This window comes from Streptomyces sp. NPDC104367, from assembly GCF_055583825.1.
In genome coordinates this window covers 137,189-162,600 of the sequence record NZ_JBVJND010000007.1, presented here as the reverse complement: position 1 = coordinate 162,600, position 25,412 = coordinate 137,189, and the positions used below count along the sequence as shown (strand labels likewise).

The following is a 25,412-nucleotide window of genomic DNA, read 5'->3' as shown; positions in this document are numbered from 1 at the left end:
GCATCCAGCCGCCCGAAGCCGCGCGGCCCCGACCCGGGAGGTATCCCGACATGGCTGACCGCCCCACACCCACCGTCCTCGTCATCGGCGGGGGCACCTCCGGCAACGCCCTGACCGTGCTGCTGCGCCGGGCCGGGATCGCCGTCGACCTGGTCGAGGCGAGCCCCGACTGGAAGGCCGCGGCCGGCTCGGGCATCACGCTCCAGGGCAACGCCCTGCGCGTGCTGCGCGAGGTGGGCGTCCTCGACGCCATCGAGAAGGACGGGTACGCCGCGAACGGGGTCGCCGTCCTCGCCCCCGACGGCACGGTGCTCCACGCCCACGAGGAACTGCGCACGGGCGGAGACCAGTTGCCCGCCCACATCGGCATGCAGCGCCCCGGGCTCCAGCAGCACCTCATCGACCGGGTGCGCGCCTGCGGCGCCGACGTCCGCCTCGGCACCACCGCCACCGCGTTCGCGCAGGACGGAACCGGCGTGGACGTCACCTTCTCGGACGGCACCAGCCGCCGCTACGACCTCGTGGCCGGCGCCGACGGGCTGCACTCCGCCACCCGCCGCATGATCGGCATCACCGACGAGCCCCGGCCCGTCGGCATGGGCATCTGGCGCGCGCCCGCGCCCCGCCCGGCCGGCGTCACCCGCACCGAGATGATCTACGGCGGCCGCTGCTTCATCGCGGGCTACTGCCCGACCAGCGAGGACACGGTCTACACGTACCTCGTGGAACGGGCCCGCGACCGCGCCACCGTCGACCCGGCCTCCTACGCCGACGAGATGCGCGCGCTGAGCGAGGGCTACGGCGGTGCCTGGCCGGAGCTGCGCGAGGCGTTCACCGATCCGAAGGCCGTCAACTACACCTGGTTCGACCGGCACTTGGTGGAGGGCGCCTGGCATCGCGGCCGGGTGGTGCTGGTCGGCGACGCCGCCCACGCCTGCCCGCCCACCTTCGCCCAGGGCGCCGCGATGTCCCTGGAGGACGTCCTGGTCCTGGCCGAGCTGCTGACCGACCTGGACACGTGGGACGCCGAGTCCGTGGACCGCGTGCTCACCGGGTACCACGCCCGGCGGCTGCCCCGCGTGCGCACGGTCGTCGACGCCTCCTGCCAGCTCGCCGACTGGCTGCTGGAGGGCCGCCGGGACGCGGACGTGCCCGGTCTGATGGCCCGTACCCTCACCGCCCTCAAGGAGCAGCCGTGACCGAGTCCCCGTCGGCGCCCACGATCGACGTGCACGCGCACCTCCTGCTCCCGGAGGTGGAGGAGGCCGTCGCCGGACGGCCGGAGCTGGCCGAGGCCAGCGCCCTGGACGCCCGCCGCAACGGGCCGGCGGCGCTGGCCGTGAACGGGCCCATGGTCGGGCAGCGGGTGCCCCGGCTGACGGACGTCGCCGTGCGGCTCGCCGCCATGGACGCCCAAGGCGTGGACGTACAGCTGGTGAGCCCCTCGCCGTCGCACTACCACTACTGGGCGGACCCGCAACTGGCCGACCGCGTGTGCCGGTTGGCCAACGAGGGCACCGCCGCGCACTGTGCGAAGGCCCCCGACCGGCTGTCCGGGCTCGGACTGGTTCCGCTCCAGCACCCGGAACTGGCGCCCGCGTTGCTCGACGACGCGCTGCGCCAGGGCCTCAAGGGCGTGGAGATCTCCTCGCACGCGCCCGGCCGCGAGCTGTCGGACCCGGCGTACGACGCCCTCTGGGCGCGGGCCGAGGAGACGGGCGCGCTGCTCTTCCTGCACCCGTTCGGCTGCACGCTCGACGAGCGGCTGGATCGCTGGTACCTGTCCAACACCGTCGGCCAGCCCACCGAGAGCGCCGTCGCGCTCTCCCATCTGATCTTCTCCGGGGTCCTGGACCGCCATCCGGGACTGCGGCTGGTCGCGGCACACGGCGGCGGCTACCTGCCGACCCACCTGGGCCGCTCCGACCACGCCTGGCGGGCCCGTCCCGACGCCCGGGACTGCGCCCGGGAGCCGAGCAGCTACCTCGGGCAGCTGTACTTCGACTCGCTCGTCCACGACCCGCACGTGCTGCGGGAGCTGATCCGCGTCGCGGGTGCGGACCGGGTGCTGCTGGGCTCCGACTTCCCCTTCGACATGGGCACCGAGGACCCGCTGGGCGCGCTGCGCGCGGCGGACCTGCCCGACCCCGACTTCCACGCCGTCCGCGGTGGCAACGCCGCCGCACTGCTGAACCTGATCTGAGGAGGAACCCCCATGAGCGACCGCCTGCTCACCCACCTCCGGCACGTCGACCTCGCCGTGCCCGACTACGACAAGCAACTGGACTTCTACGCCGGTGTCTGGGGTCTGACCAAGGTCGCCGAGGACTCGGGCATCTCCTTCCTGGCCGCCGAGGGCTCGCCCGAGCAGTACGTGATCCGGCTGCGCAAGGCCGACGAGAAACGCCTCGACCTGGTGTCGTACGGCGCGGCGAGCGCCGCGGACGTCGACACCCTCGCCGAGCGTCTGCTCGCGCAAGGCGTGCGGCTGGTGTCGCAGCCGGGCAAGGTGGACACGCCCGGGGGCGGTTACGGCTTCCGGTTCTTCGACGTGGACGGCCGGACCGTCGAGGTCTCCGCGGACGTCGAGGTACGCCGGCACCGGAAGATCGAGGAGAAGGAGTCGATCCCGGTCAAGCTGTCGCACGTGGTGCTCAACTCGCCCGACCTGGACCGCACCCGCGCCTGGTACGAGGAGCACCTCGGCTTCCGGCTCTCCGACACGCTGAGCTCGCCGCACATGGGCGAGGTCATGCACTTCATGCGGATCTCCAGCCAGCACCACTCGATGGCGCTGGCGAAGGGCCCGCACACCTCGCTGCACCACGTGTCCTTCGAGATGCGCGGCATCGACGAGTACATGCGGGGCTCCGGCCGGGTGATCCGGGCCGGCTTCAAGAAGATCTGGGGTCCGGGCCGGCACATGGCCGGTGACAACACCTTCACCTACTTCCTCGACCCGCACGGCAACACCGTCGAGTACACGACCGAGCTGGAACTCCTCGACGAGGACACCTGGCACCCGAGCGTCTACGACTTCTCCAGGCCGGAGGTCACCGACCAGTGGGGCACGGCGAACCCGATGAACGAACTGGTCGCCAAGGAGTCGTTCAACGACGTCGACCGCGGCGTCTTCGCGGCCCCGCCGGTCTGACCCTCCCGCTCCCCCGTTCTCTCGTTCTCCTCTTCGCCCGACGACAGGACCTGCCATGCGTTTCGCCACGTACGAGTACCGCTCCCGACGCCAGGTGGCCGTCGTCGGGGAGGACGGCGCGCTCCACCCGCTGCCCGGCGTCGGCTCGCTGGCCGAACTGCTCGCCGATGGCGGCGGACTGCCCCAACTGCTGGCGGCGGGCTCGGCGGCGCTCGACGCACCGGCCGGGCCGAACGTCTGCGAGGTTCGGCTGCTGCCGCCGCTCCAGCCGCCGACCGTGCGGGACTTCGTCACCTTCGAGGAGCACGTCGAGGGCGTACGGCGGTCCATCGACGGCGACGCGGGCGTGCCGGAGCAGTGGTACGCGGCCCCCACGTTCTACTTCACCAACCCCTACGCGGTGTACGGCCCCCACGACGACATCCCCGTGCCGCCCGGCTCCGGCGTGCTGGACTTCGAGCTGGAGGTCGCCGCGGTGATCGGCACGGAGGGCCGCGACCTCACCCCGGACCAGGCCCGCGAGCACATCGTCGGCTACACCGTCTTCAACGACTGGTCCGCGCGCGACCTCCAGTCCGCCGAGATGAAGGTGAACCTCGGCCCGTGCAAGGGCAAGGACACCGCCACCACCCTGGGCCCGTACCTGGTCACGGCCGACGAGTTCGAGAAGTACCGGGACGCCGACGGCTTCCTGCGGCTGGCGCTCACCGCCTCGGTGAACGGCGAGGTGGTGGGCGAGGACCTGCTGTCCAACATGAGCTGGACCTTCGAGGAGATGGTCGCCTACGCCTCGCGCGGCACCTGGGTGCGGCCCGGTGACGTGCTCGGCTCGGGGACCTGCGGCAACGGCGGCTGTCTGGCCGAGCTGTGGGGGGTGCGGGGCAGGCAGGACCCACCGCCGCTGAAGCCGGGCGACACCGTCACGCTCACCGTGGAGGGCATCGGCAGCGTCTCCAACACGGTGGTGGCGGGGGCCGAGCCGCTGCCGCTGCCGGCCGCCCGGCGCCGTACCCGCGAGCGGCCGTGAGCGAGGTCGCCGGGATCCCGGCCGACGGCGGCCCCGTCGGTTCCTGCACGAACAGCACCAGAAAGGCCCTCATGGACAAGGTCTGTCCCAGCGCCGCCGAGGCGGTCGCCGACATTCCCGACGGCGCGTCGCTGGCCGTCGGCGGCTTCGGTCTCAGCGGCATCCCCGCCGTCCTGATCAGCGCCCTGTACGACCAGGGCGCCACCGGGCTCAGGGTCGTGTCGAACAACTGCGGGGTGGACGGGCAGGGCCTCGGCATCCTGCTCGGCGCGGGCCGCATCGCCCGGGTCACCGGCTCCTACGTCGGCGAGAACAAGGAGTTCGCCCGGCAGTACCTCGCCGGTGAGCTGGAGGTGGAGCTGGTCCCGCAGGGCACGCTCGCCGAGCGGCTGCGGGCCGGCGGCGCCGGCATCCCCGCCTTCTACACCCCGGCGGGGGTGGGCACCCAGGTGGCGGACGGCGGGCTGCCCTGGCGGTACGCGTCCGACGGTTCGGTGGCGCTCGCCTCGCCGGCGAAGGAGATCCGTACCTTCCAGGACCGCAGGTACGTCCTGGAGCACGGCATCACCACCGACTTCGCCCTGGTCCGCGCCTGGCGCGGCGACCGGCACGGCAACCTCGTCTTCCGCAAGGCCACCGCGAACTTCAACCCCCTGGCGGCGATGGCCGGGCGGGTGGCCGTCGCGGAGGTCGAGGAACTCGTCGAGCCGGGCCTGCTGGACCCGGACGAGGTGCACCTGCCGGGCATCTACGTGCAGCGGGTCGTCCGGCTGGACCCCGCCCAGGCCGCCGAGAAGCACATCGAGAAGAGGACCGTACGCGCATGAGCTGGACCCGTGACCAGATGGCCGCCCGCGCCGCCGCCGAACTCGCCGACGGCTCCTACGTCAACCTCGGCATCGGCCTGCCCACCCTCGTCCCGGGCCATCTCCCGCCCGGCGTCCATGTCGTCCTGCACTCGGAGAACGGCATCCTCGGCACCGGGCCCTACCCGCGCGAGGACGAGGTCGACCCCGACCTGATCAACGCGGGCAAGGAGACCGTGACCGTGCTGCCGGGGGCGTCCTTCTTCGACTCGGCGCTGTCCTTCGGGATGATCCGCGGCGGCCATGTCGACACCGCGGTGCTGGGCGCGATGCAGGTCTCCCGGACCGGCGACCTGGCCAACTGGATGATCCCCGGCAAGATGGTCAAGGGCATGGGCGGCGCGATGGACCTCGTGCACGGCGCCCGCCGGGTCATCGTGCTCATGGAGCACACCGCCAAGGACGGCACCCCGAAGATCCTCGACGAGTGCACCCTGCCGCTGACCGGCGAACGGTGCGTGCACCGGATCATCACCGACCTCGGCGTCCTGGACGTGACACCGGACGGACTCGTGCTCGTGGAGTGCGCGCCCGGCGTCACGGCGGCGGAGGTGGCGGACCGCACGGACGCGCCGCTGGTCGCTACGACAGCGGCATGACCTTGCGGAAGGCGAGGACCACGATCGCCGCGACCGCGACGTGCATCAGCAGCAGCGCGCCGACGCCGATGGCGCCGCCGTTGCCGTAGAGCAGGAAGTCGGGCACGAAGGACACCACGACGACGACCGGCGCGAGCCAGCGGACCAGGGCCTCGGGGGCCTTGGACGCCTTGCGCACGACGGCCCAGCCGAGGGCGCCTATCAGGGTGGCGACCGCCGTGAGGAAGATGTACGACCCGGCCTTCAGCGGCTGGAAGTCGTCCGGTGCGCCGGCGGCGAGGGCGACGAGCGCGATGACGGCGTCGGCGATCGAGGCCACCACGATCGCGGCCAGGACACCCCCCGCCACGACGAGCGGGCCACGGCGGACGGCGACGGCCTCAGAGGTAACGGACACAGCGAACTCCAGGGGACGGCATGGGGGGAAACGCACGAGAACGGTGCGTTTGAAGGATCAAACAGATGCCAGTCTTGCGCGTCCCGTTTGAACTCTCAAGCTCATGCCCCTGTCAGTGTGCTGTCGGCCGGCCGCGGTGCGCGGCCGGCCGGAGGGCGGTCAGGCGCCGACGTACTCCGCGAGGTGCTCGCCGGTGAGGGTGGAGCGGGCGGCGACCAGGTCGGCCGGCGTGCCCTCGAAGACGATCCGCCCGCCGTCGTGGCCGGCGCCGGGGCCGAGGTCGATGATCCAGTCGGCGTGGGCCATGACCGCCTGGTGGTGCTCGACGACGATGACCGACTTGCCGGCGTCGACCAACCGGTCGAGCAGGCCGAGGAGTTGTTCGACGTCGGCCAGGTGCAGGCCCGCGGTGGGCTCGTCGAGGACGTAGACACCGCCCTTGCCGGCCATGTGCGTGGCCAGCTTCAGGCGCTGCCGCTCGCCGCCGGAGAGGGTGGTGAGCGGCTGGCCGATGGTGAGGTAGCCGAGGCCCACGTCGGCGAGCCGCCGGACGATCCGGTGGGCGGCCGGGATGTGCGCCCCGCCCGCGGCGAAGAACTCCTCGGCCTCGGTGACCGGCATCGCCAGCACCTCGCTGATGTCGCGGCCGCCGAGACGGTATTCGAGCACCGAGGCCTCGAACCGCTTGCCGTCGCAGTCCTCGCAGGTGGTGGCGACCCCGGCCATCATCGCCAGGTCGGTGTAGACGACCCCGGCGCCGTTGCAGGTGGGGCAGGCGCCCTCCGAGTTGGAGCTGAACAGGGCGGGCTTGACGCCGTTCTCCTTGGCGAACGCCTTGCGGATCGGTTCGAGCAGTCCGGTGTAGGTGGCCGGGTTGCTGCGCCGGGAGCCCCGGATGGCGCCCTGGTCGACCGAGATCACCTCGGCGCCGGCCGGGATCGAGCCGTGCACCAGGGAGCTCTTGCCGGAGCCGGCGACACCGGTGACGACGGCCAGCACGCCGAGCGGGATGTCGACGTCGACGCCCTGGAGGTTGTGGGTGCTCGCGCCGCGGATCTCCAGTGTGCCGGTGGGCTTGCGGACCGACTTCTTGAGCGAGGCCCGGTCGTCGAGGTGGCGGCCGGTGACGGTGCCGCCCTTGCGCAGGTCCTCGACGGTGCCCTCGAAGCAGACGGTGCCGCCGCCCGCGCCGGCGCCGGGACCCAGGTCGACGACGTGGTCGGCGATGGCGATGACCTCCGGCTTGTGCTCCACGACCAGAACCGTGTTGCCCTTGTCGCGCAGCCGCAGCAGCAGGCCGTTCATGCGCCGGATGTCGTGCGGGTGCAGGCCGGTGGTGGGCTCGTCGAAGACGTAGGTGACATCGGTGAGCGAGGAGCCCAGGTGCCGGATCATCTTGGTGCGCTGGGCCTCGCCGCCGGACAGGGTGGCGGCCGGGCGGTCGAGCGAGAGATAGCCGAGGCCGATCTCCACGAACGACTCCAGGGTGTGCCGGAGCGTCCTGAGCAGCGGCGCCACCGACGGCTCGTCCAGCTCCCCGACCCACGCGGCGAGGTCGCTGATCTGCATCGCGCAGGCGTCGGCGATGCTGATGCCCGCGATCTTCGAGGAGCGGGCGCCCTCGCTCAGCCGGGTGCCGTCGCAGTCGGGGCAGGTGGCGAAGGTGACCGCCCGCTCCACGAACTCGCGGATGTGCGGCTGCATCGACTCCTTGTCCTTGGAGAGCATCGACTTCTGGATGCGCGGGATCAGACCCTCGTAGGTCATGTTGATGCCGGCGATCTTCATCCGGGTCGGCTCGCGGTGCAGGAAGTCGTACAGCTCCTTCTTGGTGAACCCGCTGATCGGCTTGTCCGGGTCGTAGAAGCCGGACTCGCTGTAGAGGCGGGAGTTCCAGCCGCCGCCCTTGTAGCCGGGGACGGTGATCGCGCCCTCGTTGAGGGACAGGGTCTCGTCGAAGAGGTGGCCGAGGTCGAGGTCGGTGACGGCGCCCCGGCCCTCGCACCGCGGGCACATGCCGCCGGTGATGCTGAAGCTGCGGCGTTCCTTCACCTTCTGGCCGGCGCGCTCGACGGTGACGGCGCCCGCGCCGCTGATCGAGGCGATGTTGAAGGAGAACGCCTTGGGCGAGCCGAGGTACGGCCTGCCCAGGCGGCTGAAGAGGATGCGCAGCAGCGCGTTGGCGTCGGTGGCGGTGCCGACCGTGGAGCGGGGGTCGCCGCCCATCCGCTGCTGGTCGACGATGATCGCGGTGGTGAGGCCTTCGAGGACGTCGACCTCGGGGCGGGCCAGGTTGGGCATGAAGCCCTGGACGAAGGCCGGGTAGGTCTCGTTGATCAGCCGCTGGGACTCGGCGGCGATCGTGTCGAACACCAGGGAGCTCTTGCCCGAGCCGGAGACCCCGGTGAAGACGGTCAGCCGCCGCTTCGGGATCTCGATGCTGACGTCCTTGAGGTTGTTCTCGCGCGCGCCGTGCACGCGGATCAGTTCGTGGGTGTCGGCCACGTGCGTCTCGGTCCCTCTGGCCATGCTCAAACCCGTCTCCATCCGCTGCGCGCCGTCTGCGTCGATGCCCGCCACGCTAGCCCGGCCCCGTCGCGGACGCTTCTCCATTCCTGACCGGTCCCGCGGCACCGCCCGTACGGCCCCGGCGCCACGCCTACGAAGATTTTGCGTTCTCGCGGGGCGTCCATGAACCGGGTGCCACCTGCGCGAAGTCCGGTTTGCCGGGTGGCAGGGCCGGTCGGTAACTGTGAGTTCACCGGCCTCCCCTTCCTCGGCGGTCTACGCGCGTGGTGTCATGCCCACGCTCACCCACCCCCCACGTGAGCGTCTACTCGACTAGGAGTCACGCATGCTGTCGAAGCTTCTCGGCCGCGCGGGTGTCGCACTGGCGGCCGGTGCGGCCGTGGTCGCCACCGCTGTCCCCGCGAACGCCGCGAGCTACACCGCGTTCGCCTTCTCGCTCAGCAGCAGCGAGCCCACGATCTACGACTTCATCAACTCGGCCACCAGCTCGCTCGACATGACCATGTACGAACTGGAGGACACCACGGCCGTCAACGACCTGATCGCCCTGGAGAACAAGGGCGTCACCGTGCGGGTCGTCCTGGACCGCCAGCACAAGAGCGCCAACAGCTCCGCCTACACCTCCCTCACGAACGCGGGTGTGGGCGTGGTCTGGTCCTCGTCCAGCTTCGTCTACACGCACCAGAAGACGATCACGGTGGACGCCACCAAGTCGCTGGTCCTGACCGGCAACCTGACGTCGCAGTACTACGCGACGGGCCGGGACTACGGCGTCTTCACCGACGACACCAGGGACGTCGCCGCGATCGAGAAGGTCTTCGCCGCCGACTACGCCGGCACCTCGATCACCCCGACCGACGGCGACCACCTGCTCTGGTCCCCGACCGACTCCCGCAGCCGCCTGCTGTCGGTGATCAACTCCGCGACGACGACGCTCGACGTCGAGGAGCTGGAGTTCAGCGACAGCACCGTCGTCGCCGCGATCGTCGCCAGGGCGGAGGCGGGCGTCAAGGTGCGGGTGGTGCTGGAGACGCCGTCCGACTACTCCAGCGAGGTGTCCGAGGTCGAGGACGCCGGCGGCACCGTCGTCGGCTACTCCGACCCCGACGGCTTCTACATCCACGCCAAGGCCATGGTCGCCGACTACGGCCTGTCCACCCAGGAGGTGGAGGCCGGCTCCATGAACATCAGCAGCAACTCCCTCTCCAACAACCGGGAGCTGGGCATCATCCTCACCGGCACCGGGGTGGCGCAGTCCGTGGCCACGACCATCGAGACGTCGTTCAACAGCGACTACGCGGGCGGCACCGCCGCCTAGCCGGCCGCCCCGCACCGCGCGGAGCGGCCGGTCGCGGGCACGGCGCGAACGCGCGCCGGGTCCACGACCGGTCGCTTCCGCACAACCCCCCGGCACGGCGTGGCGCGCCGCCCGCCGCGGGTAGCTTGGTGGGGGCGTCGACGCGGGGACTGCCGCCGCATCGGCTCGGCGTCCGGTCCACTCCCACCGCGACGCAGGGGCATGCGCATGGCTACGAGGATCTCGGTGTCCGTCAGAGGGCCGGGCGGTCTGGACGACGTGGACCGGCTGCTCACCGAGCTGGAGGCCGAGACCGGCCTGTCGTGGCGGGCACGGGAGGCCGACGCGGGGCCGGTGCTGAGCGCCGTCGGCGAGATCGTCCTGACGGCCGTGGCCGGCAAGGCCGCCGAGTTGGCCGTGACGGCCGCCTTCGACGCGGCGAAGAAGGTCGTCGAGCGCTGGCGCGGCGAGCGGCTGGATCCGCCGGAGACCTCGATCGACACCGAGCCCGTGCCCGGCACCGAGGGACGGGACGGCTGAGATGGCGTCCCGGGCGGTGGTGATCGGGACGGCACGCTTCGCCGAGGACTCCGGGATCGACAGCCACGCGTCGATCGGCGAGAGCGCGCGCCTGTACGGCGAGGTCCTGGCGGGCGACGCGATGTGGGGCCCGGAGAGCTGCCGGGTGCTGGCGGCGGACGAGGTGGAGACGGCCGACGGGGTGATGCGCGCGTTGCAGGAGGCCGCGGACGCGACGGGACCGGAGGACGTCCTCCTGGTCGTCTACGTCGGTCACGGCCAGTTCTGGAGCGACCTGCCCGGCGCCCAGGTGCACCTCTCGGTGGGTTCCTCGTACCGGAACAAACCGTGGACATGGCTGTCGAGCTGGTACGTCTACCGGGCGCTGCGCAGGTCCCGGGCGCGGCTGAAGGTGCTGATCGCGGACTGCTGCTACTCCAACCTGTTGCCGCAGCTGGGCGAGGAGCCGGTGCTGCCCGGGGTGCTGGGCTCGCTGGACGAGGGCACGTGCGTGTTCACGGCCGTCAGGAGCCGGCAGAACTACGCGTCCGCCGACGGCTGTTCGGCGCTGCCCGGGGACCTCGCGGGATGCACTCCGTTCAGCGGGCACCTGCTGCGGATGCTGCGGGAGGGCACCAAGGACCACAACCACCAGCTCACCGTCGGCCTGCTGCGCGAGGCGGTGCGGCGGGAGATGGAGACGTGCGCGGGCGGCCTGCACCAGACACCGAGGATGTCGCTGAACGACGCCCGGGACGGCACCCCGCTCTTCACCAACCGGATGGAGCCCACCCGGCGGGACCGCCCGCCGCACCACCCCGTCGCACCCGCCGACTGGGTCAGGGCGCTGATGCTGGACCGGGACTGGCACCTGGACAAGCTGCTGGAGGACGAGCGCACGACGGGTGACGTCGTGGCGCTGCTCAGTTCCCGGGCGGACGAGACCGGCCGGCAGCTCGCACGGCACATCGACGCCCGGGCCAACCGGGCGTTCAGCTCGCCCCGCGCCTTCGCCCGGTACTGGAGCCAGGTGGAGAAGGCCCTGCGCGTATGAGGGACGGCCAGGTCGGCGAGAACCCGGGCGGTGATCCCGCGGAGCCCGGGGGGTTCGGCTACGACTGGGTCACCACCTGCTCGGTCGAGGACTTCGTGCAGCGGGTGCAGGCCATGCGGGAGGGCGAGCTGCCGGTCAGGGAGCCGAGTGACCGGCCTCGTCCCGCGACCGCGATCCGGGCCCTGCACGCCTTCGCCATGCGGCGCCCCATCGACCAGCTCATCGAGTCAGCCGGCGCCTTCCCCGACTACCGGGACGCCGTCAACATGCTGGCGACGGCGGCGCTGTGCCGGGACATCAAGCAGTCCGCGAGGCTCGCCGTCCGGCAGTGGGAGGCCGAGCACGGCGGCGGGGGCGGGCGGCCGCGGCTGATCGACGGTGTCATCCACGACATCGCGCTCCAGCGCACGGTCGTCGAGGTCGCGGTGTTCATCCGTGAGTGCCGGCTGGCCGGCCGGCCCGAGATGGTGGAGCGGACGCTGCGGGTGATCACCGGGCCGGGTTCGGGGCGCACGCACCTGGACAAGGCGCTGCTCTACATCGCGCTGCGCGACGAGGACTGCGGCGAGGAGGCCGCCGAGCTGCTGCGGCAGACTCTGGTGGCGATCACCGACCGCGACTCGGCGGCGCAGGTTCCGGAGAACGTCCCCCGGGAGTTCGACGACCTCGCCGGGGCGCTGCACCATCTCAGTCCGTCCGAGGGGATCCTGGAGGAGTGGCTCGACACGCAGCTGCTGAACCGCAGGCGGGTGTCCGAGACCAGGCGGGTCGTCGCCCATCTGATCGCCACCAGGACGGACCCCCACGACACCCTGGTCGAGCATGTCGGACGGCGGCTCAAGCCCCATCACATCGCGGAGATCTGCGCCCGGCTGGTCGGACGGTCGGCCGCGGACAAGTGCGCGGAGGTCCGCGGGTACGCGGCTTCGCGCGACGACGTGGAGGACCTGGCCCAGCTGGTCATCGCCTGGCACGCCGCCGAGGCCCTGAAACGGTCGACCACGGAGTTGCTCGCCGACATCGTCGCCAGGGGGACTCAGGCCCGGCTCGGTCCCCGCTCGCCGGGTGAACTGGACGATCTGGACACGGCGTTGGGCGAGTTCAGCGCCCGCCCGGAGTGCCGGCGGCTGCTGCGGGTGGCGGCGGCCGGGCACACCGACCGGCGGACCGGCACCGACCTGTTCACCCTGGTGGACCGGATCGAGCGGCCCCGGGACCGCAATCGCGCGGCGCAGGCCATCGCCCAGCACCTGACCGCGCGCGTCCTCGAACAGGCCGGGGACGCCCCGATGTTCGTCGACTACGTCACGGGACTGCGCGGCCGGGGGCGCACCGACGCCGTGTTCCTGGCCTGCAAGGAGCTGGCGGACCCGGTGGACCCGGTGCGGCCGCAGGGCGGTTCGGGCGAGGTGATCGCCGAGATCGCCTGCTGTCTGTACCGCCGGGGTCTGGACCGCGAGGGCTGGGACCTGCTGGAGCGCTGCCTGGAGAACGAGCAGCGGGTCACCCCCGAGGACGTGGCCGTGATCGTCGGGCAACTGCGCGACAGCGAGATGACGGAGCGCAACCGTCATCTGCTGCTGCGTGCCACGGTGGGCCGCTGGGCCGACGCGCGCCGCCGGGAGGAGGCGGTCGCGAGACTGACCGGCGAGGGGTTCGCGGCGGAGGCCAGGGAGGTCATCCGCTCGATGCGCTAGCGCCGGTGGCGAGCCGGCCGGTGGCCGGGGGCGGCAGGTGCGGGGGCACCTCGGCCATGTGCCGCCGGGAGGCCCGGACCAGGCCCTCGAACGCGACGAGCGCCGCGCCGACGGCCAGGCAGCTGCCCCAGAACCCGCCGTGCGGGCGCCCCGCCCAGTGGCTGCCGAGCACTGCGAGCAGCATCAGTACGGCGAGATAGCCGACCAGCCAGAGGACCGCCTGGGCGGCGGGCCTGGTCCGCCAGTGCCTGAGCAGCGTGACATGGACCTTCGCGTCGTAGAACCGGCCGAACGAGGGCTGCCGGCGGGCCACGGCGGGCAGCCCGAGGAGCAGGGCGCAGCCGATCGCCAGGGTCAGCATGCCGCGCGCGAGGTCGCGCGGTTCGGTGTTGAACAGGACCAGGGCGATCAGGGCGAAGCTCGCCCGTGCCAGTACCCCGTGGGCGGTGCGCCGGGCCTCGGAGTGGTCGGGCAGGTGGTCGCGGAGCGCGACGAGCACGACGCCCGGGACCGCGTAGACGACCAGGGCGAGGACTCCGATGATGGAGAAGAGGGTGCTCCGGCTGCCGCCGACCGCCGCGAGCACGAGCGCCGCGATGACGAAGTCGACCAGCAGCACCAGCCAGTAGACGTCGTGCCGCCGGTAGAGGGAGGCCTTGTGGGCGGCCTGGAGTCCCCGGTGGGTGAGGTGGGCGCGGCCGAGCGCCGCGACCTCCCGGGTGAGGGCGTGCGCGAAGACCAGGCCCGCTCCCATCGGGGCGAGGACGGCGACCGCCCGCAGGACCCAGACCAGCCACCACAGGCGGGCGTCGGCGGCCGCGAAGTTCCCGAAGGGGGACGGCTCCCTGCCGGCCGCGTGCGCACGGTACCTGCTGTAGACGACCTGGAGCGCCACGTACAGGGCCATCGAGCCGATGAGCGTCCCGAAGATCGCCCAGCGCAGCCGGGCCGCCTCCCCCATGCCGCGCCGCTTGACGTTCCCCGCGAAGTCGAGCGGCCCCTGGAATCCCAGGTAGGAGTAGATCACGCCGTACGGCACCACGACCCGGAGCGCGGCGCCGACGCCCGGTCCGTCGCCGTGGACGGGCGGGGGCGGGCTCGGTTCCAGGCCCCGGTGGCCGGAGCCGACGACCAGGAGGAGCAGGAACAGCGCGGCGGTCAGCACGGGGACGACGACCTTCACGACCGTCAGCCCGGAGTTGATCCGGAAGAAGAGCCGTGGCGCGGCGAGGTTCACCGCGGACATCAGCACCATGAAGGCGAGCGCGTACGCCCAGCCCCTGGCGGTCAGCGCGTCGTCCTCGAGGACCCCGCCGACCCTCCAGGACAGGCCCTTCGTCATCATGACGGCCTCGCTGGCGAGGTTGATCGCGTAGAACAGCCACAGCCCGGCCGCGACCACGGTGGCGACCAGCGCGCCGCTGCTCTGCAGCGGCAGGAAGATCAGTCCGCCGGTCTTGGCGGCGGCGGTGCCCAGTTCGACCATGACCGTGGCGACCAGCAGCATCAGCAGGCCGCCGAACACCCAGGCGAGGTAGGCGTCCTCGTGCGCCCGCTCGAACAGGTCGGCCCCGGCCGTCGCCCAGCCGGAGCCGATCACCCCGCCGGCCGCGAGCCCCGCGAGGTGGAACACGGACAGGCGCCGCCGCTCGTCCTCGTGCTCGATCCAGCCCGGTCGCCCGGTACGGACACTGTGTGCTTCCCGCAGACTCATCCGTCTGGTTCCCCCGTGTGGCGCCGGCCGTCCCGGGTACCGTGGCGCGAAACCGCAGGCGGCGCCCGTTCTATGGGCGTCAATCACCCCATCGGGCGACACCGCCCGCGGTACCGGCCCGCGGTACCGGTGCCTCGGCACGGCACTGAGCCCCCGACCACGCTCGGCGGCGCCCCGCGAGCCGGTGACCCGGGCCTGTGATCAGCGGTTCTCACCTGGCGATCTATGCTTCAGGGAACAGCGAGTCCGCCAGACCGTCCAAGGAGAGGGTGCCCGTGTACGGCGACGCTCTCCGTCCGGCGTGCGCACCGTGTCCGTCTCTCCCGAGGAAGTCCCTTTGAGCTTCTGGTCGATCTACGAGCACGGCTTCGCGCGGGTCGCCGCCTGCACGGGCCACACCGTCATCGCGGATCCGCGCGCCAACGCCGAGGCGGTCCTGCGCCAGGCCCGCCGCTGCGCGGAGGACGGAGCCGCCGTCGCCGTCTTCCCCGAACTGGGGCTGACCGGCTACTCGATCGAGGACCTGCTGCTGCAGGACGCGCTGCTCGACCAGGTCGAGGAGGCGGTCGCGGCGGTGGTCGCCGGTTCCGCCGGGCTGCTGCCGGTCCTGGTGTTCGGCGCCCCGCTGCGCCATCGCAACCGGATCTACAACTGCGCGGTGTTCGTGCACCGCGGCCGGATCCTCGGCGTCGCGCCCAAGTCGTACCCGCCGAACTACCGGGAGTTCTACGAGCGCCGCCAGATCGCCTCCGGCGACGACGAGCGGGGCGGGACCATCCGGATCGGCGGCGAGAGCGTGCCGTTCGGGGTGGACCTGCTGTTCGACGCGGAGGACGTCCCCGGTCTCGTGCTGCACGCCGAGATCTGCGAGGACATGTGGGTGCCGGTGCCGCCCAGCGCGGAGGCGGCGCTCGCCGGGGCCACCGTGCTGGTCAACCTCTCGGGCAGCCCGATCACGGTCGGCCGGGCGGAGGACCGCAGGCTGCTGTGCCGGTCGGCCTCGCAGCGCTGTCTCGCCGCCTACGTGTACGCGGCGGCCGGGCTCGGCGAGTCGTCCACGGACCTGTCCTGGGACGGCCAGACCATGATCTACGAGAACGGCGCGCTGCTGGCCGAGACGGACCGGTTCCCGCTGGACGACCAGTACGCGGTGGCCGACGTGGACCTGGACCTGCTGCGGCAGGAGCGGGCCCGGATGGGTTCCTTCGACGACAACCGCCGTACCCACGCGGCACGCACCGGCGACTTCCGCACCGTCCCCTTCCGGCTGGACCCGCCCATGGCCGACCTGGGCCTGCGCCGTCGCGTCGAGCGCTTCCCGTTCGTGCCGGCCGACCCCGAGCGGCTCGCCCTGGACTGCTACGAGGCGTACAACATCCAGGTCGCGGCGCTTCAGCAGCGGCTGGCGGCGATCGGCGGCCCGAAGGTCGTCATCGGGGTCTCCGGCGGCCTCGACTCCACGCACGCGCTGATCGTCGCCGCCCGGGCGATGGACCGGTCGGGGCGTCCGCGCAGCGACATCCTGGCCTTCACCCTGCCGGGCTTCGCCACCGGCGAGCACACCAAGGGCAACGCCCACAAGCTGATGAACTCGCTCGGCGTGACGGCCGCCGAGCTGGACATCACGCCGACCGCGCGGCTGATGCTGAAGGAGATGGACCACCCGTTCGCCGCCGACGAACCGGTGTACGACATCACCTTCGAGAACGTGCAGGCGGGGCTGCGCACCGACTACCTGTTCCGGCTGGCCAACCAGCGCGGCGGCATCGTCCTGGGCACCGGCGACCTGTCGGAGCTGGCGCTCGGCTGGTGCACCTACGGCGTCGGCGACCAGATGAGCCACTACAACGTGAACTCCGGGGTGCCGAAGACGCTGATCCAGCATCTGATCCGCTGGGTCATCAGCAGCGGGCAGTTCGACGCGGAGACCGGCGAGACGCTGGCCGCGATCCTCGACACGGAGATCAGCCCGGAGCTGGTGCCCGGCGAGGAACTGCAGTCCACCGAGTCGAAGATCGGCCCGTACGCGCTGCACGACTTCACCCTGTACCAGGTGCTGCGCCACGGGTTCCGGCCGTCCAAGATCGCCTTTCTGGCCTGGCACGCCTGGCACGACCGGGAGGCGGGTGCCTGGCCGCCCGGCTTCCCGGAGTCCGAGCGCAACGCGTACGACCTGGCCGAGATCCGGCACTGGCTGGAGTACTTCTGCCGCCGCTTCTTCGCGTTCGCCCAGTTCAAGCGCTCGGCCATGCCGAACGGCCCGAAGGTCTCGGCGGGCGGCTCGCTCTCCCCGCGCGGCGACTGGCGCGCCCCGTCCGACAGCTCGGCGAAGGCCTGGCTGAACGACCTGGCCCGCGTGCCGAAGTAGCGGACCGCGCGGCGCCCGGAGGGGAACGCGCACACGATTTGGCGTGCGTCCCCCGGTCACGCTAGAGTCGATCTTGCGCGCGGCGCTCCCGAACTCCGGGAATCGCGCGATGCGTTGGTGGTCCAAGGAAAGACGCCCCGCTTCCTGCGGGGAAATGCAGGTGCAAGGCCTGCCCGGCGCTCCGCACGAAGAGCCCCGTCCCCGGTCCGTCGGGGGCGGGGCTCTTCGCATGAGGTGGCCGGCGACCGTGTCGCGCGCCCTGACGGGCGCACATCCGGCCGACACCCGGACGGAGCCTTCGGGCAGGTGAAACAGCTGGTCAAGAGGGTCGGGCCAGGACGCCGGACAGGGCGTGGACCGGATCACCGGTTGCAGTGTCCGGTGCCCCTTCCCACGGTGGGCGCAAGGACAGCAGTCTCGAAAGGAACCTCATGCCCGCCCAAGTCTCCCGCGGCCTCCTCGTCTCCCCCCTGATCTGTGCCGCTCTGGTCCTCGGCCCGGCAGCCGCCACCGCTGCCGCCGCCGACACCGGTCGAGAAGCGTCGGGAGCCCCTGTCACCCAGACCGCCCCGCGCCCCGCCGCGGACGCCGCCACACTCCTGGAGCGGTCGGTCACCCTGCCCGGCCTCGCCACGGCACAGGGCGACCGGATCGACCCGGCACCGGCCGCCTACGCCCAGGCCCTACGGAAGTGGAGTGCCGGTCTCCAGGAGCGGCTGAGGCAGCTGGACACCCGGGCCGCGACCCGCGCGGCCGATCCCGTCCCGGACCTGACGACGGCGATCCAGTCCGCCGTCACCGATCTGGTCGGCTCCCTCACCGCGCTCGACGCGGACGCGGTGGCGAACGCCGTCACCGGGCTGCTCTCCCCCGTCCTCGACACGGTCAAGGGCCTGCTCGGCGAGCCGACGCCGGAGCTGCCGGCGCTGCCCTCGGCCGACACGCTCACCTCCACCACGACGGCCGTCTCGCCGTGAGGCGCTGATCCGCGGCCGCCATGCCCGCCGTCGGACCGTCCGGGATGCGGACGGTCCGACGGCAGGCCCGTCCGGGCCCGCGGACCTCGGTTCCCGTGCCGGCCCGGGGGCCGCTCTCAGGACGCTCCTCGCGATCCGCGACAGGGCCGTGCCGTCCGGCGGTACGTCGTCCCGCCGCCGGATCGCGACCTCGTGCGAGCCCCCGCCGCCGTCCTCGCCGTGCCTCGAGACCAGGACACAGCGCGCCGTGCCGGCGCCCCGACAGGCGCCGCCCGGACCCCTCGCTGGCCGTGGCTTCCCCCGAAAGTGTTTGATGGCGGGAGCACGCAGCACGGCGGAGGAATCGGAGGTGGCCGCGGTGGCCGACGGACGGGTCGTCGAGGTGGGCGGGAGCGCCCTGGTGGTGCGTCGGGCACCGCGGGAACGGGCTCGCGCGGCGGTGCTCGTCCTGCACGGCGGCCAGGAGCAGGGGCTCCGTCCGGCGCGGCCCTGGCAGCCGGCGGCGCTGCGCATGCGTCCCTTCCTGGGGGTCGCCGCCTCGGTCTCCTCGCCCCGTGACGTGCTCGTCGGGCAGGTGCGGTACCGCTACCGCGGCTGGAACGACGGCGCCGATCCGCTCCAGGACACCCTGCGGGCCCTGGACGAACTGCGCGGCCTGGCCGGTGACGTGCCGGTGGTGCTGGTCGGGCACTCGATGGGCGGCCGGGCCGCGTTGCGCGCGGCCACCGATCCCTCGGTGCAGGGAGTGCTCGCGCTGGCGCCCTGGTGTCCGCCGGGCGACCCCGTCGACGGTCTGGCCGGCACGCGGATGGTCGTCCTGCACGGGGACCGGGACCGGATCACCCGGCCCGCCGACTCGGCGGCGTACGTCCGGCGGGCCCGTGGGGCCGGTGCGCAGGCCGGGATGGTGCTGCTGCGGGGCTGCGACCACGCGATGCTGCGGCGCAGCCGCGACTGGCACCGGGCGACGGCCGCCGCCGTACGGCAGTTGCTGCGCCCCGAGCGCGCGCTGGACGGCTGGACGGCCGAGGCGTGCGCGGCCGAGGAGCCGCTGGTCCGCTGAGCCGCGTGGCGGCCGTCCTCTTCGAACGGCGGTCCCGTCCTGGTAGGGTGCCGCCCCGCGCGGCACCCCCACCGGCTCCGGCAGAGGACGATGATGTCGATCACCAAAATGATCAGAATTGTCACGTACCTGACAGTCTCGTTCCTGGTTCTCGCACTCTCCCCCGCCCTGACCCCGACCGCCGCGGCGGCGGACACCTGGCGGGGTCCGCTGTCCACCCGGGGCCGATACATCGTCGACGCCGACGGGAACCGCTTCCGGCTCAAGGCGGCCAACTGGGACGGCGCCCAGGGCTCCTGGACCGGCAGCGGCAGCATCAGCGACCCCGCCAACCACCACGCGGGCCAGGACTCCTACGGCATCCCGCTCGGCCTGGACCGGGCGCCGCTGTCCCAACTCCTCGCCGACTTCCACGCGCTGGGCCTCAACAGCATCCGGCTGCCGTTCTCCAACGCCATGATCCACAGCACGGATCCGGTCCCGGACAACGCTGTCACGGCCAACCCGCAACTGCGCGGCAGGACACCGCTGGAGGTGTACGACGCCGTGGTGGCCGCCCTCACCGACTCGGGCTTCGCCGTCATCCTCAACAACCACACCAACACGTCCCGCTGGTGCTGCGGAGTCGACGGCAACGAGCGGTGGAACAGCAGCCAGTCCACCCAGCAGTGGGCCGACGACTGGGTCTTCATGGCCCGCCGATACGCGGCCGATTCCCGTGTCGTGGGCGTCGATCTCTACAACGAGGTACGCCGGGACGTCCTCGACGACCCCAACTGGGGCCTGGGAGACGCCCACGACTGGTACGCGGCGGCCCAGCTGGCCGCCGACCGCATCCTCACGGAGGCGAACCCGAACGTCCTCGTCGTCATCGAGGGCATCAACTGGACGGGCCTGCCGGTCGACGGCTTCGCGCACGACCGGCCCCTCCTCAAGCCGGTCCGCACCCTCTCCCACACACTCGTCGACGCCCACAAGCTGGTCTACTCGGCGCACTTCTACGGCTACACCGGCCCCCGGCACAGCGGCGCCACCGGCATCGGCGAGACCAGCGACCCCCGCTACCAGGACCTCAGCCGCGACGACCTGTACCAGGCCCTCGACGACGAGGCCTTCTACGTCACCACCGAGGGCAAGCACTACACGGCGCCGGTCTGGGTCAGCGAGTTCGGCATCGGGGCGAACGAGACGGGCACGGCCGCCCGCACCTGGTTCGGCAACATCACCGACTACTTCGCCGACCACGACGCCGACTTCGCCTACTGGCCGCTGGTCGGCTGGGAGGGCCACGACGACTGGGCGCTGCTGCGCTACGACACCGACGGGCACCGGTACGGCCTGCTGGACGGCGGGGACTGGCGCGCCACCGCGTGGGACCACCTGATGAGCGCCGCGAGCCGCACCGGTCACGTCGAGCCCGGCACGACCTGGCGCATGCTCGCCACGGACCACGGCGACCAGGTCGAGTCGCTGCGGGTACGGGCGGGCGGCGACTGGGACTCGGGCGCCTACAAGGCGGCCTGCCCCGACGGGCTGCGGCTGATCGGTCTGGCCCACTCCGGCGGGCGCGGCCTGTGCACCGACGCGACCGCCGGTGACCTGCGCGCCACGGGCAACACCCAGACGGTCGTCACGGACGAGCGGTACGTCCCGTCGGGCGGCGACTGGGCGTCCGGCTACACCAAGTTCCAGTGCCCCGCGGGCCAGTTCGTGATCGGCTACAGCCTCCGTGGCGAACGCGTCTCGGCGGCGCTGTGCGCCCCGGCCGGCACCTCGCTGGGGACCGGCGGACGGACGGTGTGGTTCGACCGCTCCGACAACCGCCCCGCGGACGGAGCGGGCGACGACTTCGCGTACGGCGCCTACAAGGGCCAGTGCGCCGCGGACGAGTACATCGGCGGCATCGCCTTCACGACGCGTCTGTTCAGCACCCCAGGACCCGCCGCCGTGCTCTGCGTGGCCCTGCACTCCTGACCCCGGCGTGCGGACGCCGGGGTGACCGGGCGCCCGGGGCACGGAGTCACGGCTCCGGCTCAGGGCACCCGGGCCAGCCCGCCGTCCGGCACCGGTGCGGGTGCGACCAGGTCGTCGTCGTACTGCGGCGACCCGGGGGGCTCGGCGGTGGCCGTGAGGATGGACTGCTGGAGACGGCGCAGCCGCGGTGAGGGTTCCAGCCCGAGGTCCTTGACGAGCAGGGCGCGCAGTTGTTGGTAGACGTGGAGCGCCTCGCCGCGCCGGCCCGAGCGGTAGAGGGCGAGCATGAACTGCGCGTGCAGGTTCTCGTGGGTGCGGTAGCGGCTGGTCAGCACGGTGAGTTCGGCGAGCAGTTCGCGGTGCCGGCCGAGCCTCAGGTCGGCGTCGATGCGCTGGTCGAGGGCGCACAGCCGGCTCTCCTCCAGCCGCCGTGCCTCCATGGCCAGGTGGGCTCCGGTGTGCACGTCGGCGAAGGGCGAGCCGGTCCACAGGGCCAGCGCGTCGCGGAGCGTACGGGAGGCGCCCGCGAAGTTCCCGTCGTCCATGGCCCGGTAGCCCAGCTCGGCCAGCCGCTCGAACTCGTGGATGTCGCTGCCGCCCCCGCCGGAGGCGAGCAGGTAGCCGCCGGGCAGGGTGGTCAGGACGTCCTTCGCGCAGCGCGCGCCCCCGGCCCCGCCTCCGGGCCCGTTTCTGGGGGCGGCGGGCTCTCGCAGCGCCGTCGCGATGAGTTCCCTGAGCTGGAGCACATAGGTCTGCAGGGTGGTGCGGGCGCTGCGGGGCGGGTCTCCCGCCCAGACCTCCTCGGTCAGGGCCGCGACGGGGACCACCTGGTCGGCGCGGAGTGCCAGCAGGGCCAGCACCTGGCGCGGCTTCGGCGCGGTCGGGGCGACGGAGATCCCGTTCACCGTCACGTTCAGTGCACCGAGCAGGCCGATGTCCACACGCGTCTCCCTGGTCCTCTCGCCTGACACTCCGCCAGTAGAAAACAGCACGACCGGTCTGTCAACAGAGCGATCACCAGGCCGAGTCCGAGGATCGGCGGGCCAACCCCCCTGACTCGCTTCCGTATCCCGGAATTTCCGTGAAACAGCAGTACAGGGCGGCCGTTTTGGCGACCCGGAGGGCCGGCAGGGCGGCGGCCCGGCGACCCCGGCGGGTCGTCGAGCCGCCGGGCGTCCCGCCGCGGGACCATACCGAACAGGGCCATGCGGTCTGTTACTCGGCGGCGACCGGGTCAGCGGCCCCGGCCGCGCGTGCCGCCGGCGGGGAGGGTGAGGACGACGATCCCCGCCGCCAGCACGCCGAGTCCGCACCAGGAGACGGCCGGCAGCCGCTCGCCCAGGACCGCGACCCCCAGGACCGCGGCCACGGCCGGTTCGACCAGGGTGAGGGCGGTCGCGAGCTGGGCGGTGGTGTGCCGCAGGCCGTGCCCGAAGAGCCGGTAGGCGACGAAGGTGGTGATCACCCCCAGGTACAGGACCACCAGCGCGCCCCGTGGCGTCGCCGGCCACGGGCCCGCGTTCCACAGCAGCACGGGAAGCACGAGCAGGGCCCCGCCGCCGAACATCGCTCCCATCACCGCGCCGGACACGTGTCCCCGGGCGATGAGCCGGCCGCCGACCAGCGCGTAGACCGCGTACGACAGGCCCGCGAGTCCGGCCTTCAGGACGCCGAGGAGGTTCATGGAGGCGCCGTCGCCGGTGAGCTGGGGGCCGAGGACGAGCACGGCGCAGCCGAGGACGGCCGCCGCGGTCGCGGTCGCCCAGCGGGCGGTGGGCCGGGACTGCCGGGTCAGCCAGGCGAGGAGTCCGGCGCAGACGGGGGCGCCGCCGAGCGCGACGACGGTGGCCACGGCCACCCCGGTGGAGGCCACGGCGGGATAGAAGGTGAGCGGGTAGCCGGCCACCGCGAGGGCGCCGAGGAGCAGCAGTCGGCGCTCGCCTCCGGTGCAGGCCCTGGGCAGCGAGCGGGCGCCGGGTGCGGTCAGGAGCAGCAGGAGGCCGCCGAGCACCAGTCCGGCGGCGCCGACGGCGGCGGCCGGGGCCCCGGCCGGGGCGAGGGAGCTGACGGTCCCGGTGGTGCCCCAGAGCACGGCGGCCGTGAGGATCGGGAGCGGCCCGGAGAGCGGGCCGGCCGGGCACGGCAGCGGGCGCTCGGGGGCCGGGCCGGCCGGGGCGGGAGAAGGCTGGGATGAGGTGTCGTGCGGCACAGTCGTGAACTTCCGTCGTCGAATACCGTCTGCGGACTGGTTTCGGAACGGGCGCACGGCACCTGCCCCGGGCCGCCTGGAGGCAGGGCCGGGAGCGTGGGGTCGAGCCGGCAGCTGGTGCGCCCGTCAGGCGCTGAGCGGCGGCAGAACGACGTGCCAGTAGGTGTTCACACGCCGATCGTACCGAGGGGCGGCGAGAGCGCCGGACCCGTCCGCACTGTGGACGACCTGTCCGTACTCCGGGCGTCCGATGCGACTCGGAGCGTGACCGGGGCCGTGCGGCGGCCGACGTCAGCAGGGGACGGGGCAGGGCGGAGCCCGGTGCCGGGGGCGCTCGACCGTTCCTGTCGGTTCCGTGATCAAGGGACCCCGTGCGGCGCACGTCAATGACACGGTCGGCGTCGCTTGTCGTATGGTTCGACCAAGTTTTGGCCAACGTGCGCAGATATCGTTTCCCGGCCCCGGCGGGTAGGACAGACTCTGCCGCGGAGGGGGGACGAGCACGGCCGTGTCACGCCGGGCGTGCCATCCCGCAGTGTCGCGTCGCCTTGGGGAAGGCGGCGAGCGGACCAGCGGAGGGTTCCATGACGCAGTCGCTTCCGGGGCAGCGCCCTGCCCAGGAGCAGGCGTTCAGCGGGCGCGGACGGCCACCGGTCGTGGTGGTCGGTGCCGGACCGTACGGATTGTCGGTGGCCGCCCACTTACGGGCGGCAGGGGTGCCGGTGCGCGTCTTCGGTGACGTGATGGGCAGTTGGCGGCACGCCATGGCCACCGGGATGTTCCTGAAGTCGACGCCGGACGCCACCGACCTGTCGGCGCCGGAGCCGGGCGGCCGCCTGGCGGACTTCCGGCGCGTGCACGGCGAGCCGGAACTGACCGAACTCACCCCGATCCCGTGCGACGTGTTCGTACGGTACGGGCAGTGGTTCCAGAAGCGGTACGTCGGCGAGGTCGAGCCGGCCCGGGTGACCGCGGTCGAACGGCCCGCGTCCGAGCCGGGGTTCACGGTCCGGCTGGACGACGGACAGGAACTGGCGGCCTCGGCGGTCGTGGTGGCGACCGGCCTGAACGGACTGGCCCATGTCCCGGACGAGTTGCGGCGTCTCGCGCCGCAGGGGCCGGGCCCCCGGGCCGCGGTGTCCCACACCAGCCACCACACCGATCTGGCGGCGTACGCGGGACGGCGGGTGGCCGTCATCGGCGGCGGCCAGTCCGCGCTGGAGAGCGCCGCGCTGCTGCACGAGGCCGGTGCCGAGGCACAGGTCCTGGTGCGTGAGCGGAAGGTGCTGTGGGGCATGACCCCGGAACTGGTCCGGCCCCGGACGCAGCGGCTGACCAAGCCGGCCTCGCCCCTGGGCACGGGCTGGATCCTGGCGGCGGTCTGCGCGGCGCCGGGCGGGGTGCGGTGGCTGCCGGCGGCGTCCCGGCTGCTGCTGTTCCGGCGGGCGCTCGGCCCGTCGGGCGGCTGGTGGCTGCGGGAACGGGTGGTGGGCGTCGTACCGGTGCGCACCTCCAGCCGGGTCACCGGTGCCGCGCTCGACGGCCCCGCGGTGCGGCTGGACGTGGCAGGTCCCGGGGGCGAGCGCGAGTCCCTGACCGTCGACCACGTGCTGGCGGCCACCGGTTACCGGCTGGACCTGGAGGCGCTTCCCTTCCTGTCGCCCACGGTACGGCGATCCGTGGCGTGCGTGCCGGGTTCGCGGGCGCCCGCGCTGCGCGGCACGTTCGAGTCGTCGGTGCCCGGCCTGTACTTCACCGGCTCGCTCGCGGCGCCGATGTTCGGGCCGATGATGCGGTTCGTCGCGGGTACGGAGTTCGCCGCGGTCCGGATCGCCCGGCACATCGGAGCCGCCTGAGGAAGCCGAGGGCCGGGGATTCCGGCCCTCGTTCGGGTGGGCAGATGGGGGGAGGAGGACGTCCGTCGCCTCCCCCACCTGCCCTCCGGACAAAGAAACGGCGCGGTCGGTT

Annotated in this window: 20 protein-coding genes; 15 read left to right on the top strand and 5 right to left on the bottom strand. The window is 72.7% G+C overall.

The genetic code is table 11. The annotated features are described in order from the left end of the window. Positions 1–50: 50 nt before the first annotated feature. From ACZ619_RS13070 to ACZ619_RS13045, 6 genes are all read left to right on the top strand, one after another. A complete protein-coding gene (locus ACZ619_RS13070) occupies positions 51–1,199 on the top strand; it encodes an FAD-dependent oxidoreductase (RefSeq protein WP_469597882.1) in 1,149 nt (382 codons plus the stop codon). Further along, on the top strand, positions 1,196–2,203 hold the full coding sequence (locus ACZ619_RS13065) for an amidohydrolase family protein (protein ID WP_469597880.1): 1,008 nt from the start codon (positions 1,196–1,198) through the stop codon (positions 2,201–2,203). Before ACZ619_RS13070 ends, ACZ619_RS13065 begins: the two co-directional genes overlap by 4 nt. 12 nt (positions 2,204–2,215) lie before the next feature. Next, a complete protein-coding gene (locus ACZ619_RS13060) occupies positions 2,216–3,154 on the top strand; it encodes a VOC family protein (protein ID WP_469597878.1) in 939 nt (312 codons plus the stop codon). Positions 3,155–3,209: 55 nt separating this feature from the next. Then, the gene (locus tag ACZ619_RS13055; RefSeq protein ID WP_469597876.1) at positions 3,210–4,181 is read left to right on the top strand and encodes a fumarylacetoacetate hydrolase family protein; all 972 of its coding nucleotides are present in this window, start codon (positions 3,210–3,212) and stop codon (positions 4,179–4,181) included. Between the two features lie 71 nt (positions 4,182–4,252). Continuing rightward, positions 4,253–5,008 (top strand): CoA transferase subunit A, encoded by a 756-nt coding sequence (locus ACZ619_RS13050; protein WP_469598217.1) that lies wholly within the window; start codon positions 4,253–4,255, stop codon positions 5,006–5,008. Next, positions 5,005–5,646: a CoA transferase subunit B gene (locus ACZ619_RS13045; RefSeq protein ID WP_469597874.1), complete on the top strand. Its 642-nt coding sequence runs from the start codon at positions 5,005–5,007 to the stop codon at positions 5,644–5,646. The genes ACZ619_RS13050 and ACZ619_RS13045 overlap by 4 nt, the downstream gene beginning before the upstream one ends. Here ACZ619_RS13045 and ACZ619_RS13040 read toward each other — a convergent pair. Both ACZ619_RS13040 and ACZ619_RS13035 read right to left on the bottom strand, forming a co-directional pair. Then, on the bottom strand, positions 5,630–6,043 hold the full coding sequence (locus ACZ619_RS13040) for a DUF6069 family protein (protein ID WP_469597872.1): 414 nt from the start codon (positions 6,041–6,043) through the stop codon (positions 5,630–5,632). The two genes, ACZ619_RS13045 and ACZ619_RS13040, sit on opposite strands and share 17 nt — an antisense overlap. A gap of 159 nt (positions 6,044–6,202) precedes the next feature. Continuing rightward, positions 6,203–8,572 carry an ATP-binding cassette domain-containing protein gene (locus tag ACZ619_RS13035; protein ID WP_469597869.1) on the bottom strand — a complete coding sequence of 790 codons (2,370 nt, stop codon included), beginning with the start codon at positions 8,570–8,572 and terminating at the stop codon, positions 6,203–6,205. A gap of 325 nt (positions 8,573–8,897) precedes the next feature. On the opposite strand from ACZ619_RS13035, the gene ACZ619_RS13030 reads away from it, so the two are divergent. The 4 genes from ACZ619_RS13030 to ACZ619_RS13015 all read left to right on the top strand — a co-directional run bounded on the left by ACZ619_RS13030 (position 8,898) and on the right by ACZ619_RS13015 (position 13,139). Then, on the top strand, positions 8,898–9,890 hold the full coding sequence (locus ACZ619_RS13030; RefSeq protein WP_469597866.1) for a phospholipase D-like domain-containing protein: 993 nt from the start codon (positions 8,898–8,900) through the stop codon (positions 9,888–9,890). Between the two features lie 207 nt (positions 9,891–10,097). Further along, positions 10,098–10,409, top strand: coding sequence for a hypothetical protein (locus ACZ619_RS13025; protein WP_469597863.1), 312 nt, complete (start codon positions 10,098–10,100; stop codon positions 10,407–10,409). 1 nt (position 10,410) lies between these two features. Then, a complete protein-coding gene (locus ACZ619_RS13020) occupies positions 10,411–11,442 on the top strand; it encodes a hypothetical protein (RefSeq protein WP_469597860.1) in 1,032 nt (343 codons plus the stop codon). Further along, positions 11,439–13,139: a hypothetical protein gene (locus ACZ619_RS13015; protein WP_469597857.1), complete on the top strand. Its 1,701-nt coding sequence runs from the start codon at positions 11,439–11,441 to the stop codon at positions 13,137–13,139. Before ACZ619_RS13020 ends, ACZ619_RS13015 begins: the two co-directional genes overlap by 4 nt. Here the strand turns inward: ACZ619_RS13015 and ACZ619_RS13010 are convergent. After that, positions 13,120–14,853 carry an APC family permease gene (locus tag ACZ619_RS13010; protein WP_469597855.1) on the bottom strand — a complete coding sequence of 578 codons (1,734 nt, stop codon included), beginning with the start codon at positions 14,851–14,853 and terminating at the stop codon, positions 13,120–13,122. The genes ACZ619_RS13015 and ACZ619_RS13010 overlap by 20 nt on opposite strands. A gap of 337 nt (positions 14,854–15,190) precedes the next feature. Between ACZ619_RS13010 and ACZ619_RS13005 the strand changes: the two genes are divergently transcribed. The 4 genes from ACZ619_RS13005 (at position 15,191) to ACZ619_RS12990 (ending at position 21,235) form a co-directional block, all read left to right on the top strand. Beyond that, positions 15,191–17,221: an NAD(+) synthase gene (locus tag ACZ619_RS13005; RefSeq protein WP_469597853.1), complete on the top strand. Its 2,031-nt coding sequence runs from the start codon at positions 15,191–15,193 to the stop codon at positions 17,219–17,221. Between the two features lie 431 nt (positions 17,222–17,652). Further along, on the top strand, positions 17,653–18,198 hold the full coding sequence (locus ACZ619_RS13000; RefSeq protein WP_469597851.1) for a hypothetical protein: 546 nt from the start codon (positions 17,653–17,655) through the stop codon (positions 18,196–18,198). A gap of 313 nt (positions 18,199–18,511) precedes the next feature. Continuing rightward, positions 18,512–19,261: a dienelactone hydrolase family protein gene (locus tag ACZ619_RS12995; protein WP_469597849.1), complete on the top strand. Its 750-nt coding sequence runs from the start codon at positions 18,512–18,514 to the stop codon at positions 19,259–19,261. Between the two features lie 108 nt (positions 19,262–19,369). Then, entirely contained in the window at positions 19,370–21,235 is a 1,866-nt protein-coding gene (locus tag ACZ619_RS12990) for a glycoside hydrolase family 5 protein (protein WP_469597847.1), read from the top strand. Positions 21,236–21,294: 59 nt separating this feature from the next. Here the strand turns inward: ACZ619_RS12990 and ACZ619_RS12985 are convergent, their stop codons facing one another. Together ACZ619_RS12985 and ACZ619_RS12980 are read right to left on the bottom strand one after the other, a co-directional pair. Next, positions 21,295–22,176: an AfsR/SARP family transcriptional regulator gene (locus ACZ619_RS12985; RefSeq protein ID WP_469597845.1), complete on the bottom strand. Its 882-nt coding sequence runs from the start codon at positions 22,174–22,176 to the stop codon at positions 21,295–21,297. 293 nt (positions 22,177–22,469) lie between these two features. Further along, the gene (locus tag ACZ619_RS12980) at positions 22,470–23,444 is read right to left on the bottom strand and encodes a DMT family transporter (protein WP_469597843.1); all 975 of its coding nucleotides are present in this window, start codon (positions 23,442–23,444) and stop codon (positions 22,470–22,472) included. 584 nt (positions 23,445–24,028) lie between these two features. Between ACZ619_RS12980 and ACZ619_RS12975 the strand changes: the two genes are divergently transcribed. Then, complete coding sequence (locus ACZ619_RS12975; RefSeq protein ID WP_469597841.1) at positions 24,029–25,300, top strand: FAD-dependent oxidoreductase; 1,272 nt, start codon at positions 24,029–24,031, stop codon at positions 25,298–25,300. Positions 25,301–25,412 lie beyond the last annotated feature (112 nt).

Coding starts and splice junctions, on each gene's coding strand:
- ACZ619_RS13070 (WP_469597882.1), top strand. CDS start 51: ATGGCTGACCGCCCCACACCCACCGTCCTCGTCATCGGCGGGGGCACC.
- ACZ619_RS13060 (WP_469597878.1), top strand. CDS start 2,216: ATGAGCGACCGCCTGCTCACCCACCTCCGGCACGTCGACCTCGCCGTG.
- ACZ619_RS13055 (WP_469597876.1), top strand. CDS start 3,210: ATGCGTTTCGCCACGTACGAGTACCGCTCCCGACGCCAGGTGGCCGTC.
- ACZ619_RS13050 (WP_469598217.1), top strand. CDS start 4,253: ATGGACAAGGTCTGTCCCAGCGCCGCCGAGGCGGTCGCCGACATTCCC.
- ACZ619_RS13045 (WP_469597874.1), top strand. CDS start 5,005: ATGAGCTGGACCCGTGACCAGATGGCCGCCCGCGCCGCCGCCGAACTC.
- ACZ619_RS13035 (WP_469597869.1), bottom strand. CDS start 8,572: ATGGCCAGAGGGACCGAGACGCACGTGGCCGACACCCACGAACTGATC.
- ACZ619_RS13030 (WP_469597866.1), top strand. CDS start 8,898: ATGCTGTCGAAGCTTCTCGGCCGCGCGGGTGTCGCACTGGCGGCCGGT.
- ACZ619_RS13025 (WP_469597863.1), top strand. CDS start 10,098: ATGGCTACGAGGATCTCGGTGTCCGTCAGAGGGCCGGGCGGTCTGGAC.
- ACZ619_RS13020 (WP_469597860.1), top strand. CDS start 10,411: ATGGCGTCCCGGGCGGTGGTGATCGGGACGGCACGCTTCGCCGAGGAC.
- ACZ619_RS13015 (WP_469597857.1), top strand. CDS start 11,439: ATGAGGGACGGCCAGGTCGGCGAGAACCCGGGCGGTGATCCCGCGGAG.
- ACZ619_RS13010 (WP_469597855.1), bottom strand. CDS start 14,853: ATGAGTCTGCGGGAAGCACACAGTGTCCGTACCGGGCGACCGGGCTGG.
- ACZ619_RS13000 (WP_469597851.1), top strand. CDS start 17,653: ATGCCCGCCCAAGTCTCCCGCGGCCTCCTCGTCTCCCCCCTGATCTGT.
- ACZ619_RS12995 (WP_469597849.1), top strand. CDS start 18,512: ATGGCGGGAGCACGCAGCACGGCGGAGGAATCGGAGGTGGCCGCGGTG.
- ACZ619_RS12990 (WP_469597847.1), top strand. CDS start 19,370: ATGATCAGAATTGTCACGTACCTGACAGTCTCGTTCCTGGTTCTCGCA.
- ACZ619_RS12975 (WP_469597841.1), top strand. CDS start 24,029: ATGACGCAGTCGCTTCCGGGGCAGCGCCCTGCCCAGGAGCAGGCGTTC.